Here is a 12,946-nt window from a genome sequence, read left to right on the forward strand (position 1 = left end):
CAGGCAAGACATTCTACTTACTATAGTATTTTGCCAACCTTTCCGGCTTTCCACCAAAAAAATACCGTATCAGCGTCCACAGGTTCCTGCCTCCACGCCGCAGCCAGCCCGCGCGCTGGTAGCGCACGGCGCTGGTGAGCGCCGCGCTTGGCAGGACAGTGATCCCTTTGAGAAGGCGCGCCAGCGCCACGTCCTCCATCAGCACCTGATCCGGATAGCCGCCCGCAGCCTCGTAGTCCGTGCGGGCAATCAACAGGCCCTGATCACCGTAAGGCAGCCCGAACACACGCGTGCGCAGATTGGCCCAGCCGGCGACCCAGGCGGGCATTGCCCCGCGCGCCCGGAACCGCAGGCGGAAACAGGCGGGGCGGCCCTGCCCCTCGTGCAGATGCTTGGTCACCGCCGCAGCCCAGCCCGGCGCTAGATGGGTGTCGGCGTGCAGCACCAGCAGCCACCCCCCCTGCGCCGCCGCGCAGCCGCGCCGCAGCTGGCCGCCGCGGGACGGGGCGCCGCTGATCCATTCGGCGCCGGACGCTTCGGCAATGGCGCGGGTCGCATCCGTTGAACCGCCATCGCTGATCACCAGCTCCCGGATAAGTCCGGCCGCCAGCCCCTCCATCAGATGCTCCAGCGTGGCGGGCAGCTCTCCTTCAGCGTTCAAAGTGGGAATGACGATGCTGACCGGCGCGGGCATGGGGGCTCCTTGAAGAGGATTTGCTGTTTTCTTCCGCCCTGCTTCCTATATCACTGGGCCAAGCAGTGAAACGCCATTGGCAGCAACCCGGAGACACAAATGAGCGACCGCCGCATCCTGCGCCTGACTGGCGCTGACGCCAAGAGCTTCCTGCAGGGGCTGGTGACCAATAATGTGGACCATCTGGACAGCGGGCTGGTCTATGCCGCGCTGCTGACGCCGCAGGGAAAATACCTGGCGGATTTCTTTCTGGCCGCAGACGGCGATGCGGTGCTGTTGGATGTGGAGGCGTCGCTGGCCGAGGGGCTGATGAAGCGGCTGAACATGTACCGGTTGCGCGCCGATGTGCAGGTGGAGATGACGGAGCTGCAGGTGAAGCGCGGCACTGGCGCAGCCCCTGAAGGCGCGCTGAAGGATCCGCGCCACGGGGATTTGGGCTGGCGGCTGTATGGCGCAGAGGGCGGCGATGACGGCAGCGACTGGGACGCGATCCGGGTGGCGCATTGCATTCCCGAAAGCGGCGTTGAGCTGGGGCCGGAGAGCTATATCCTGGAGGCGGGTTTTGAGGCGCTGAAGGGCGTTGATTTCCGCAAGGGCTGCTATGTCGGCCAGGAGGTGACGGCGCGAATGAAGCACAAGACCGAGCTGCGCAAGGGGTTGCGCACGGTCGAAGTCGAGGGCGCGGCGCCAGTGGGGACGGAGATCACCGCCGGCGGCAAACCGGTAGGCACGCTGTTCACCCAATCGGGTGGAAAGGGCATTGCCTATCTGCGGTTCGACCGCGCCAAAGGGGAGATGCAGGCGGGAGACGCCCGCGTCACCTGGACGCCGTGAGCGGGCTGAACCAGACGGTTCTGTCCCTGCTGGGCGCGGAGGTTTTGCGCGCCCGCCCGCTGCATGGCGGCGATTTGTCGGACGTGCAGCTGCTTTCCTTAAGCGATGGCCGCCGTGTGGTGGCCAAGACCGGGCCTTTGGTGGCGGCGGAGGCGGCGATGCTGCGCGCGATCCGGGACGCGGGCGCGCCTGCGCCGGAGGTGCTGGGCGCCGCCGGTCAAGTGCTGCTGATGGAAGCGCTGGAGGAAACCGGGGCCACTTCAAATGGCTGGCAGGCGTTGGGGCAATCCCTGCGGCAGCTGCATTCTGCAACCGGGCCGCACTACGGCTGGGCGGAAGACTATGCCTTTGGTCCGGTGGCGATTCCGAACGCGCCGCTGGCGGACTGGGTGGAGTTCTGGACCAGCCGCCGCTTGCTGGCTGCCCCGGACGCCCTGCCCCGTGACCTGCGAGCGCGGATAGAAGCGCTGTGTGCCCGGCTGCCGGAGCTGCTGCCCGCTACGCCGCCTGCCGCGCTGCTGCATGGCGATCTGTGGAGCGGCAATGTGCTGTTCAGCGGCCCCCAGGCCTTTCTGATCGACCCGGCGTGTTATTACGGCGATGCGGAGGTGGATCTGGCGATGCTAAATCTGTTCGGCGCGCCGCCTGCGGCGTTTCACAACGCCTATGGCGCGCTGGAGCCGGGGTTTGAAGCGCGCCTTCCCATCTATCAGCTGTGGCCCGCGCTGGTGCATCTGCGGCTGTTTGGCGCCAGCTACCGAAACATGGTCGAGGCTCGGCTGGACGCATTGGGTTTCTGACAAGCCTCTGTTCACCTGATTGCGTTAGGGTCGCCGCAGGATTTGCTGAAAGGGTAATTGATGCGTCTGATGTTTGCAGTGTGTGCTGCCGTGCTGGCTGCCTGCCCCGCTTGGGCAGACTACTGGAGTTACAAGGACTGGCATGTCGCCACCGAACCGCATGAGACCGAGCAGGACAGCTATCTGACCTGCCGCGCCTGGACCGGCGGCGATGGCGACCCGCTGCTGGCGCTGGAGGTGTTTTCCGGCGATGCGGGCCCGCCGGATGTCTATCCGATGGCCAAGGTGCAGGAATACGCGCCGCGTCATTACCCGACGCTGATGCAGCAGGGCGGCACGGTGGATTTCATCTTTGACTTCGACCGCAGTTTCTCCCTCTCTGCCGGGATCAATTCCTGGATCAATGAGGAAGGCCTGGCCGAAGCCGAAAGCGCGCTGCGGTTCCAGGACCACCTAGTGATGCTGCAGGCGATGAAACAGGGGCGCTGGGTGGAGATCTGGGCGGGCAATGACATGTTCTACGAGGCCTCGCTCAGCGGGTTCACCGCGGCCTATGGCAAGATGATGGATGAATGCGGCTTCAGCTTGGCGCTGCCTGCGGGGTGATCCGCCCGGCGGCTGGTGCAAAAGTTTTTGAAAACTTTTGCCAAGACTTTTCAGAAAAGTCTTGGGCGCTGCGCAGACACAGAAAAAGCCGCCCCCGAGGGAGGGCGGCTTTTCCGTTTTTCCGAAGGCGTCCCGGTTCAGGCGCGCTCGGAATATTCCATGGTCTCTGTGTTCACCACTATCATCTCATCCTGGCCGACAAACGGCGGCACCATGACTTTGACGCCATTGTCCAGGATCGCGGGCTTGAAGGAGTTTGCCGCGGTCTGGCCTTTGACAACCGGCTCGGTCTCGACGATCTTGCAGGTGACTTTCTGCGGCACGGTCGCGTTCAGCGCCTCGGCTTCGTAGAATTCCACCACAATGGTCATGCCATCCTGCAGGAACGGGCGGCGGTCGCCCAGCAGCTCCGCAGGCAGTTCGATCTGCTCATAGGTTTCGGCGTCCATGAACACCAGCATGCCGTCGCTCTCATAGAGGAACTGCTGGTCTTTCTGCTCCAGGCGGACACGCTCCACTTTGTCCGCGGAACGGAAACGTTCGTTCAGCTTGGAGCCGTTGCGCAGGTTGCGCATCTCGACCTGGGCAAAAGCGCCGCCCTTGCCGGGTTTGACGTGGTCGACCTTCACCGCTGCCCAAAGGCCGCCATTATGTTCCAGCACATTGCCGGGACGGATTTCGTTGCCGTTGATCTTGGGCATGGGAAAATGCCTTTCAGATGGTTGATGATAATTTGCAAGACCCTATATCTGGCGGGCTGATCGCTGGCAAGACAAGGATATGGTATGGAAGATCTGTGAATAAGATATGCGCAAATTGCATGAAAGCTATGCATCTGCGCTCTATCCGAATCGTCACACTTCCGTCATAAGCAGCGCTACGCCGAAAATTGCAATAGCAAGAACAACAAGGGATACGAGATGCGAGATTTCGTAGACGGCACCGCTTATAATAACGAGCAAGGCAACCGCGCCCGCAAACTGTTTGCAGCCGTTGTCCTGGCCGCACTGGATGATGCCATCGCCGACGACAAGAAATACGGCAATGGCCCGGAACAGATCGCCCGCTGGGCGCGCTCGCGCGATGGCCGCGAAGTGCTGTCCTGCGCCGGCATCGACCCGAACGAACGGGTTGTGGAAGGCCTGATGGACTTCGTGGGCCGCGGTGTGCGGACCTCGGTTGCTTTGTCGCGTGAAGAAAGCGAACGCCGCAACGCTGCGCAGGCTGAAGCCGCTTAAGGCTTCCCCTGCGCATTGCTGAAAAGCGCGCCCTTAGGGGCGCGTTTTTCTTTTTGCATGCCGGGGTTTCCGCAGGGGAACCCTGTCGCGCGGCGGCTGCCGCGGGACGCTTGCGGCACAGCCCCCATGGACGGGGGCGTCTAACCTGCTATGCAGGCCCCTGAACAACGGGGCACAGGCAGGGAGCGGCTGATGGCACGCGCAATCATGATCCAGGGCACCGGCAGCAATGTCGGCAAGTCACTGCTGGTGGCGGGACTGGCGCGCGCTTATGTGCGGCGCGGGCTGAAGGTGGCGCCGTTCAAGCCGCAGAACATGTCGAACAACGCCGCGGTGACACCTGAGGGCGGCGAGATCGGCCGGGCGCAAGCGCTGCAGGCGCGGGCCGCCAAACGCCCGCCCCATACCGATATGAATCCGGTGCTGTTGAAGCCCGAGACCGACACCGGTGCGCAGGTGATCGTGCAGGGCAAGCGCCGCGGCACCCAAGGAGCCGGATCGTTCATGCGCGACAAATCCGGCCTGCTGGAAGCGGCACTGGAGAGCTTTCACCGGCTGGCGGCGGATGCCGATCTGGTGCTGATCGAGGGCGCAGGCTCCCCGGCCGAGACCAACCTGCGCAAGAACGACATTGCCAATATGGGCTTCGCCTGCGCCGCCGGGGTGCCGGTGGTGATTGCCGGCGACATTCACCGCGGCGGGGTGATTGCGCAAATTGTTGGCACCCATGCGGTGCTGGAGCCTCAGGACCTGGAGCGGGTCGTGGGTTTCATGGTGAACCGCTTCCGCGGCGACCTGAGCCTGTTTGACGGCGGCCGCGACGACATTGCCGCGCGCACCGGCTGGCCGTCCTTGGGCGTGGTGCCGTGGTTCTGGGATGCCTGGAAACTGCCCGCCGAGGACATGATGGACATCGCTTCGCGCCAGGGCGGCGCCTGCAAGGTGGTGGTGCCGCAGCTGGAGCGGATGGCGAATTTCGACGACCTGGACCCGCTGGCGGCGGAGCCGGAGGTGACGGTGGAGATCGTGCCGCCGGGCCGCGCCCTGCCCGGCGATGCGGACCTGGTGATCCTGCCCGGCAGCAAATCGACCATCGGCGATCTCAACTATTTACGGGCGCAGGGCTGGGACATCGACATCCTGGCGCATCACCGGCGCGGCGGCCATGTACTGGGGCTGTGCGGCGGCTACCAGATGCTGGGTAAGACCATCGACGATCCCGAAGGAGTTGACGGGCGGCCCGGCAAGGTGGAGGGGCTGGGCCTCTTGGACGTGCACACGGTGATGGCCGGGGAAAAGCGGGTGACGCTGACCGAGGCGGTCACGCGCGACGGCAACCTGCCTGTGAGCGGTTATGAGATTCACATGGGCCGCACCACCGGCGCCGACTGCGCCCGCGCCTGGCTCAGCATTGATGGGCGGGCCGAGGGCGCGGCCTCTGCCGACGGGCGCGTCAAGGGCTCCTACCTGCATGGGCTGTTTTCCGAGGACGCCTTCCGCGCCAGCGTGCTGGCTTCGCTGGGGCATGAAAGCCAGGCGGGATATGAGGACGGTGTGGAGGAGGTGCTGGACGCGCTGGCCGATCACCTGGAGCGCTACATGGATCTGGATCAGCTGATGGAGCTGGCGCAGGAGGTACGGGCCTGACCGCAGCCGCCGGGCTGGCTGCCGTCCCCTTTCTCCGTCGCCTTCGCTGATGCCGGGAAATGGCGGTCAGGGTTCTGCGTCAAGGACTTGCCAGCTTGCTGGCGCGCAGCGTCCTTGATGCAGGTTCCGGTGCGCCATAGGCATCTGCCTGCGAAGGCGATGGGGAAAGGGGACGGCCCCCGTTTTCTCTTGAGCCGGAAGCGGGCCCTTTCATCCCTCCCCCGAAACAAACCTATCCAGAAACGGACCGGATCAGAGCAGGTCGTGGGCGGCCAATGCGCGGTGGATTTCGCGGCGGACCAGTTTACGCACGTTGCGGGTTATGCGCTCACCCAGCGGGCCCTGCAGTTCCTCGCGGACGATGGAGGCCACCAGGTCGCGCAGGGCGTCTTCGTCGAGGTAGCTGTCGCTGCCCTCCTCCGCCAGCGTGTCCATTGCCGCGCCGGTGACTGCGTCTTCCACCGCCGCCTCCAGCGTGTCCGCAGCCGCTTCCGGATCCAGCGCTGCTTCGGCGCTGGCCGGGTCATCGGCAGTGTCCGGTGCGATATCCTCTGCAGCGGCATCCGGGATGCCGTTGTCCGCGCGGCGGGTGCGGCGGTGCGGCAGCGGCTCATCCCGCCATTCGATGGTGTCGGGACCGGCGCCGGCAAAGGGCGCCTCGGTCTGGCTGTCCGGCTCCCAGTGCTGCCGGGCGCGGTCCTGTGCGGCTGTGCTGCGCGCCTCCAGCTCCGCAATCTTGCGGACTACGGATGCGGCGCGGGCGCCGGCGGTGGTGCTGGCGAGGCTTTCCTCCGTCAGCAGGACTGGCGCGGCCTTTTGGGCGTCCGCCTCCCCTTCAGCGTGTGTACCTTCGTCCCCGGCTTCATCGTCAGCGTGCTGCCCGGCTCCGGCAGCGGCGGCAAACAGGGTGGTTTCGGGGTTGCCCCAGGGCGCATCTGTTTCGGCAGGATCCGCAGCGGCGGCAGACGGGGCCTGATCTTCGGCCGTCTCCTGCGGTGCATCCGCGTTCGTTCGGCCAATGTCCCGGTCCCTGTGGTGGCGGAAGGCCAGCGGCGGTTCCGGTGCCAGGCTGGCGGCGAGGTCTTCCGCAGCTGCGGTATCCGCGATGGCGGCGGTGCCACCGCCCTGTTCTTGTGCTTCGAAACCAGTCTGCGGCAGGTCTTCCGCTGCCTGCTCGGCCGGTTCCGCGACAGCCTCAGCAGCCTCTGTGTCCTGCCCTGCATCTGGTTCTGCAGCGGGCGGGCCGCTGACGGGGGCGTCGGCCTCCTGTACCCGCAGGGCGGGTGTCAGCACCAGCCGCGCCGCCGGTTCCGGCGCCGCGGGCTGTTGCCGTGTGTCTTCGCTCACCAACCGGCGGATCGAGGACAATACATCTTCAATCTCAGCGTGGGTAACTGGGTCGGACATTATCTAAAACCACTCTTGCCTCTTGAGTCAGAGTGTAGCGGCCTTCCCCTTCCCGCACAACTGATAGGATGAATTGTCAGTTACGTCCCAAGGCCTTGAGCACCCGGTCCAGATCCTTGCCGCGCTTGCTGTGATGGGCCGGAGCGTCCTTGACCAGGTTGTAATAGAGGGTGGGATCGTAGATCTCGACCGCCAGGCCGATATGCTCTGCGGTCAGCAGCCCCTGGGATTGCAGCAGCTGATAGGCCGCCAGGGCCTGGTTCGCACGGGCATTGACCTGTTCGGTCTGCGCATCGAGGTATTCCTGCTCAGCCTGCAGCACATCCAGCGTGGTGCGGGCGCCCAGGGTGGCTTCCTCGCGAATGCCGTCAAAGGCCACTTTGGAGGCGCGCACCCGTTCGCCGGAGGAGACCAGGGTTGCGCGGGCGGTTTCAACGTTGAAATAGGCGGCGCTGACCGATTGCAGGATCGAGCGCTGAACGTTGATCAGAGTGCCGCGTTCGGCATCGGCGGTGGCAATGGCCCGGCGCCGGGTCGCGGCGTTGAGACCGCCAGTGTAGAGCTGCTGGTTGAGCGACAGCGAGGCGGTGAAATCCGAGGAGGTGCCGGTTCCGTCATTGATGTTTTCGCCAAGGCCTGCACGGGCGGTGAAGTTCACGCTCGGCCCCAGCGCCTTGGTGGTGGCCTGCACCAGCAGGTCGGACGCCTTGACCGAGAACTGCTGCGCCAGAAGGTCGGGCTGGTTGCGCAGGGCAATCGACTGCGCCTGATCAAGCGAGGCGCTGCGCGACGGCAGCCGCGGCTGGCCTGCGATGCTGCCCGGCTGATGGCCGACCACCTGCAAATAAGTGGCGCGGGCAGTCCGCAACGTGCCTTCGGAATCAGTCAGGTTGGCGCGGGCGGCCGCCACCCGGCTTTCGGCAAGCGCCACGTCGGTGCGGGTGACCTCGCCGACCTCGAACCGGTCCTGGGCCGCTTTCAGCTCCTCCTGCAGCAGACGCAGGTTGTTGCGGCGCAGCGACACGTTTTCCTGTCCCTGCAGCACGCCGACATAGGCCTGCACCGCCGAGAACAGCACCTGCTGCTCAATGCTGATCAGCCGCTGGCGGGTGGCCAGCACCAGTTCCTGCGCGGCCTGTTTGCGCAGCCGCGTTTCACCGCCGTCAAAGACAAGCTGGGTCAGCTGCAGCTGGGTGCGGATTTCATTGTCGGTGAATTCATTGAAGTTGCCGAACTGGCTGGTGCCGCGGGTATAGGTATGGGTGGCGGAGGTGGTCCATTCGATCACCGGGCGCAGGCGGGCGACGCCTGCGGCGACATCTTCGTCCGCGGCGCGCAGCAGCGCCCGGTTCTGTTCCAAAAGGCCGCTGGTCTTATATGCGCCGATCATCGCGTCGGACAGGTTGTCCGCCGCCGCCTTCAGCGGCATCAGCGCCGTCGCCGCCACGCCGCCGGCAAATACAAAAGCCTTGAACACACTCGCCGGAAATTTCATTCGCATCGGTTGCCTTATCTTTTGCCGCGCCGCCAGCCGCGGTTTGTTGGTTCCTGCTCCGGGCACCCAATGATCGGCGCCCGGCCCCTCCTCATATCTTGCAGCGGGTCCCGCCGCAGCGCCAGCCCCTCAGGCTCAGAGCGCGAATTCCTTTGCCGCGGCAAAGCCCGGCAGCACCGGCGCGCTGGCGTTGAATTCAAACCGCCAGGAGATCCGGCCGCCGGTCTTGTAGCCGATCTTAACCTCGCCCAGGTTACCGGTCATCATCAGCGCGGCGACGCGGCCGCCGTCCTTGAGCTGGTCCAGCAGTGCTGCGGGCAGCTCCTCGGCGCCGCCCTGCAACAGGATCACGTCATAGGCGCCGTGTTCGGCCGCGCCTTCGGCCAGCGGGCCAACGTGCACGATGGCGTTGTCGGCGCCGGTCTCGCTCAGCAGCTCCTGCGCGTCCGCGGCCATGGCCTCGTCTTCCTCGACACCAATCACCATCTGCGCGATGCGCGCAGCCACCGCAGTGGAGTAGCCAAAGCCGCAGGCCACATCGAGCACCAGTTCGTCGTTCTGCAGATCGACCGCATCCAGCATCTTGGCCAGGGTGCGCGGCTCCATCAGCACCCGGCCGCCGCCCAGGCGCACGTTCTGGTCGGCATAAGCCGCCTCGCGCTGCGCGTCCGGCACGAATTTCTCCCGCGGGACCGCCAGCATGGCCTCGATGATCGGGTATTTGGTGACATCCGAGGGACGGATCTGGGTATCCACCATCATGCGGCGGCGCTCAGTGAATTCTGGCATCTGCTAAACTCATTTGTTCAGTCGGTCAGGCCGGTTGTGGCACATCCCGGCAAGCACGGCAACGGGGCCTTTGCGCGCGAAGGGCTAAAGTAGTGCGGCGCTGCCACCGGGCAACGGCCCCGGTGCGCCCGTGGCAAAAAACCTGTGCGCCCCCGGCAAAAAAAAGTGCGCCCCCAGCAAAATACCTGCAGGCATAAAAGCCAGCGGCCCGAAAGGCCGCTGGCACTGGAGGAAATCATTGCTGAGCCGCAGCGCGGGCGGCGCGGCTACAAAGCGCAGGACTTGCAAAAGGGCGAGGCCGGGCGCTGGTCCAGAAAGTCGTCGCCGATGTCGTCGCCACAGATCCGGCAATAGCCGTAGGAGCCGTCGCGCAGGCGGGCCAGCGCGGCCTCGATCCGGCGCAGCTCCTCGTGGCTGGCGTAGGGCAGCACCTCGATCGCGCAACCCGCGCCGCGTTCAGAGCGTGGCTGGCGGTGAGAGCCCATCCGGGGTGCTGCAGGGGCCTGCCCGGTGCGGCACAGCAGCCCGGCCAGGCGCTGCCGCCGCGCCTCAAGCAATTCTCTTCTGGCGGAAAAGTCCATCGTCCATGCCCTCCAGTTCAGGTTTCGCGCAACGTGCCCCCGGGTCAGTTCTATCTCCTTGATCCAGGTCAAGATACTCGCGATTTACGGGGATTGCACTATCTTATAAGTTGCAAATTTCTGGTAAATCCCCATTGAACCGGAGGCCGCGCCCTACCCCGCTGCCGCTCCGGCGCAGGTTTTGCACAGCGGCGCAGCGGGCAAGAGATCCAGCCGCGCGTCGGAAATCAGGCCGCCGCAGCCGGCGCAGATGCCGTAGGTGCCGGCCCGGATCCGGCCCAGCGCGGCGTCGATCCGGCGCAGTTCGTCCAGCTCTGCGTTGCCGAGGCTTTCCAGAACCTCGTCGCCCTGCCGCTCGGAGGCGCGGTCCTCCCAGTCCTGCGGCATTGGTGCGTCCAGCGTGTGCTCAACCTTGCTCAGATGGCCGGTCAGCTCGGCGCGGCGCGCCTCCAGCGCCTGTTTGCGGGTTGATAGGTCCATGGCTCTGCCTCCTCGTGACTGTTCACCCGAAGCCTAGCCCGGCGTGGCCCCCGCGGCCTTGACCTCGCTCAACCGCATCAAAGGCTCTGGCTTGCGCCCCAATGGCTTGCTAGACATTTTGCCAACAGAGAGAGCAGATTTGAGGAGTGACCGGAATGATGCGGATTTTTGCCTGCGCGCTGATGCTGCTGGGGCTGGCGGCCTGCGAGACCGCCAAGGGCGCCGGGCGCGACATTTCCAAGGCCGGCAACGCAATCAGCGGCGCGGCGCAGGACGTGCAGGACGCGCTGTAAGCGCAGCTGCCTGCGCGAGGAGATGCAAAACGCCCGGTGTTGCGCCGGGCGTTTTCTGTTTCGGGGTCGGGCCTCAGATCCCCAGCATTGCCTTGGCTTCGGCCAGGGTTGCGACCGAGGCGTCATGATCGCCCGCGTCATGCAGGCTCTGCCCCTCGTCGCGCAGTTCCTGGACGGTTGCCAGGTCTTCCTCCGACAGTTCGGTGCCTGCGGCCAGCGCGGCGTCGATGGCAGCAATATCGGCGGGGCACTGCCCGGCCAGAAGCGGCGACGCCAGGAAGGTGATCGCGGCGGCCAAAGTCAGGTGTTTCATGGTGTTATCCTCCCCAGATGAACGGGATTGAGGATAACACGGAACAGGTGCGTTTTCAGCGGGTTGGTGCGGAGACGTGGCGGATGGGCGGAGAGTGGCGCACATAGGTTTAGAGAGGAGCGGCGGTTGGCCGACAGCGTAGTGCAAGCCTGCCCGCTTAATGGAGTTTGCCTGACATCAGATCAGCACGCGGAGGGCAGCGCCCGGCCCGGCGGGGTGGGAAGCGAAGCGCCCGCCCCGTGGGGGGCGGGCCGGGCGCCGCCCGGTCTGGCGACCGGGCGGGAGATTGGATAGGCACGCTTTATTTGCAACGCTTGGAAGTCAAAATCAGCAATGGTATTCTTCTGTTGAGCTCAATTCATGCTAACAGCGCTCAAATACCCAAGAAATCCAGTCTACTTGCCTCGCTCCAGTGCCTTCGCCAAAATTCCGGCAACAGCGAAATCAGGGCCATTATCATCTTGTATGATGCCATCCTGCGTGGGGCGAAACAATGACTGCAGGACAACGACTTCTCGTTCTCCGGAAATTGCCTCTTGCTGGACCAACGAAAGATACGTTTCCGCAAATGCACTTCTTTCGCGGGCATCCAGGGCTAAGTGCCGTTCGCTCAGAAAGAGTTTCATCTGCAATCTAAGAAACCAGAGTGCTAGTGTCAGAACAGTTAGAACGACAGCTATGACCAATGGTCCTTTAGCCGAAATCCCACTGCACACCGCTTCACTACCTAGATTACATCCGCTCCTAACAAAACTCGCCGCCACCCAATCACCCGCATAGTAGACAAACAATACACAAAGCGCAAAGAAAGTGAGAGCTCCCCCAATGAACAACTTCCATGCGTTAGCTGAATTTCCCTGATGTTCTCTACGCCGCTCCTCCCACATTGTGGCAGGGTGCTTTAATCGAAGTTGCGCTTCGTAGAGTTGTCGCAAGTTCTCAAAGCTTTCCTTTCGGCTTTCAAGTGCCTCTTCTTCCTTTTTCTCACGCGCATTGAAAGCACTTCTTTCTAAGTCCTTGGCACGTTTGCAATCTTGCAGGTACTTTGAGTGAAGCTGCTTAACCTTTGCCGCAACTTTCTTTTCGAAGGCAGCAGTTTCACGCTCGCGTTTACTAATCTCGTATTTAACTTTGTCAGAGAGCACCCCTAGCTCTTCCGAAACTTCTTCAGCAATTTTTTCATCTCTAAGTGCAGCCTCTGTCGGCACCACAAGCACATCACCTTGGGCAATAATTGAGTGGAACAATGAAAGCGAAAATGCGTTGTAGAACTCATGGTTTCGATGGCCAACAGAGGCAAAATTCGCGTTGTTACTTCTTTTGGTGGCAAAAGCGTAGAGCAAAGCCATTGCCCCCTCTTTGTTCTCCCCATCAAACCAAGATTTGATCGTTCGACCTAAATGCGACTGTGAATACGGTGGCAGCTCTGGGGTCGCCTCAATTTCACTGATAATCTCACCACTGATCTGTGCAAATGACTGAGCATCATATTGGTTTAGGTTTTCGAAGACATTCTCCCAGACACATGACATCCTCTTGCAAAAATTGGCTTGCGCCCCTGCGAATGTTTGCGTTCCCGCCTCTCTGGAAAAGTCGATTGGCTGGACGAAATCAAAGGCTACCCAATGGTCGCGCTCCTCTCTGCAACGAGCGATAAGAGAGCGAAAGGACTTTGCCTCAATTCGTCCATACGGCACCGAAATAACATACTTTCCCAAAACAAAGTTCCAATATTGAAATCAACAAAAAAAAGGCCGCCTTGAGGCGGC

15 protein-coding genes are annotated in these 12,946 nt (G+C 63.3%); 6 read left to right on the plus strand and 9 right to left on the minus strand.

The annotated features are described in order from the left end of the window. Nucleotides 1–13: 13 nt before the first annotated feature. On the minus strand, nt 14–694 hold the full coding sequence (locus RA24_RS09355) for a TIGR04283 family arsenosugar biosynthesis glycosyltransferase (RefSeq protein ID WP_039191173.1): 681 nt from the start codon (nt 692–694) through the stop codon (nt 14–16). A gap of 99 nt (nt 695–793) precedes the next feature. On the opposite strand from RA24_RS09355, the gene ygfZ reads away from it, so the two are divergent. From ygfZ to RA24_RS09370, 3 genes are all read left to right on the plus strand, one after another. Continuing rightward, nucleotides 794–1,528 carry a CAF17-like 4Fe-4S cluster assembly/insertion protein YgfZ gene (gene ygfZ, locus RA24_RS09360; RefSeq protein WP_039191174.1) on the plus strand — a complete coding sequence of 245 codons (735 nt, stop codon included), beginning with the start codon at nt 794–796 and terminating at the stop codon, nt 1,526–1,528. Further along, nucleotides 1,525–2,328 carry a fructosamine kinase family protein gene (locus tag RA24_RS09365; RefSeq protein WP_039191175.1) on the plus strand — a complete coding sequence of 268 codons (804 nt, stop codon included), beginning with the start codon at nt 1,525–1,527 and terminating at the stop codon, nt 2,326–2,328. Before ygfZ ends, RA24_RS09365 begins: the two co-directional genes overlap by 4 nt. A gap of 69 nt (nt 2,329–2,397) precedes the next feature. Continuing rightward, entirely contained in the window at nt 2,398–2,934 is a 537-nt protein-coding gene (locus RA24_RS09370) for a hypothetical protein (RefSeq protein WP_241480925.1), read from the plus strand. A 137-nt stretch (nt 2,935–3,071) separates the two neighbouring features. On the opposite strand, the gene efp is transcribed toward RA24_RS09370, so the two are convergent. Further along, nucleotides 3,072–3,635, minus strand: coding sequence for an elongation factor P (gene efp, locus RA24_RS09375; protein ID WP_019296123.1), 564 nt, complete (start codon nt 3,633–3,635; stop codon nt 3,072–3,074). A gap of 219 nt (nt 3,636–3,854) precedes the next feature. On the opposite strand from efp, the gene RA24_RS09380 reads away from it, so the two are divergent. Next, on the plus strand, nt 3,855–4,172 hold the full coding sequence (locus tag RA24_RS09380; protein ID WP_008556013.1) for a DUF6280 family protein: 318 nt from the start codon (nt 3,855–3,857) through the stop codon (nt 4,170–4,172). A 192-nt stretch (nt 4,173–4,364) separates the two neighbouring features. Then, nucleotides 4,365–5,819: a cobyric acid synthase gene (locus tag RA24_RS09385; protein ID WP_193747120.1), complete on the plus strand. Its 1,455-nt coding sequence runs from the start codon at nt 4,365–4,367 to the stop codon at nt 5,817–5,819. Between the two features lie 252 nt (nt 5,820–6,071). Here RA24_RS09385 and RA24_RS21730 read toward each other — a convergent pair whose 3' ends face one another. From RA24_RS21730 to RA24_RS09410, 5 genes are all read right to left on the minus strand, one after another. After that, nucleotides 6,072–7,226, minus strand: a complete 1,155-nt coding sequence (locus tag RA24_RS21730) for a hypothetical protein (RefSeq protein ID WP_052269571.1) — start codon at nt 7,224–7,226, stop codon at nt 6,072–6,074. Between the two features lie 76 nt (nt 7,227–7,302). Then, nucleotides 7,303–8,727 (minus strand): TolC family outer membrane protein, encoded by a 1,425-nt coding sequence (locus tag RA24_RS09395; RefSeq protein ID WP_039191176.1) that lies wholly within the window; start codon nt 8,725–8,727, stop codon nt 7,303–7,305. Nucleotides 8,728–8,856: 129 nt separating this feature from the next. Beyond that, on the minus strand, nt 8,857–9,510 hold the full coding sequence (locus RA24_RS09400; RefSeq protein ID WP_039191177.1) for a protein-L-isoaspartate O-methyltransferase family protein: 654 nt from the start codon (nt 9,508–9,510) through the stop codon (nt 8,857–8,859). Between the two features lie 266 nt (nt 9,511–9,776). Beyond that, nucleotides 9,777–10,091, minus strand: coding sequence for a TraR/DksA family transcriptional regulator (locus tag RA24_RS09405; protein ID WP_019296118.1), 315 nt, complete (start codon nt 10,089–10,091; stop codon nt 9,777–9,779). A gap of 153 nt (nt 10,092–10,244) precedes the next feature. Then, nucleotides 10,245–10,571: a TraR/DksA family transcriptional regulator gene (locus RA24_RS09410; protein ID WP_019296117.1), complete on the minus strand. Its 327-nt coding sequence runs from the start codon at nt 10,569–10,571 to the stop codon at nt 10,245–10,247. Nucleotides 10,572–10,726: 155 nt separating this feature from the next. Between RA24_RS09410 and RA24_RS21965 the strand changes: the two genes are divergently transcribed. Further along, nucleotides 10,727–10,864 (plus strand): entericidin A/B family lipoprotein, encoded by a 138-nt coding sequence (locus RA24_RS21965; protein WP_019296116.1) that lies wholly within the window; start codon nt 10,727–10,729, stop codon nt 10,862–10,864. A 73-nt stretch (nt 10,865–10,937) separates the two neighbouring features. Here RA24_RS21965 and RA24_RS09415 read toward each other — a convergent pair whose 3' ends face one another. Next, nucleotides 10,938–11,177, minus strand: a complete 240-nt coding sequence (locus RA24_RS09415) for a hypothetical protein (RefSeq protein ID WP_039191178.1) — start codon at nt 11,175–11,177, stop codon at nt 10,938–10,940. Nucleotides 11,178–11,572: 395 nt separating this feature from the next. Continuing rightward, on the minus strand, nt 11,573–12,895 hold the full coding sequence (locus RA24_RS09420; RefSeq protein WP_152612826.1) for a DUF6161 domain-containing protein: 1,323 nt from the start codon (nt 12,893–12,895) through the stop codon (nt 11,573–11,575). Nucleotides 12,896–12,946 lie beyond the last annotated feature (51 nt).

The organism is Leisingera sp. ANG-M6 (genome assembly GCF_000813905.1).
Taxonomy (GTDB): domain Bacteria; phylum Pseudomonadota; class Alphaproteobacteria; order Rhodobacterales; family Rhodobacteraceae; genus Leisingera.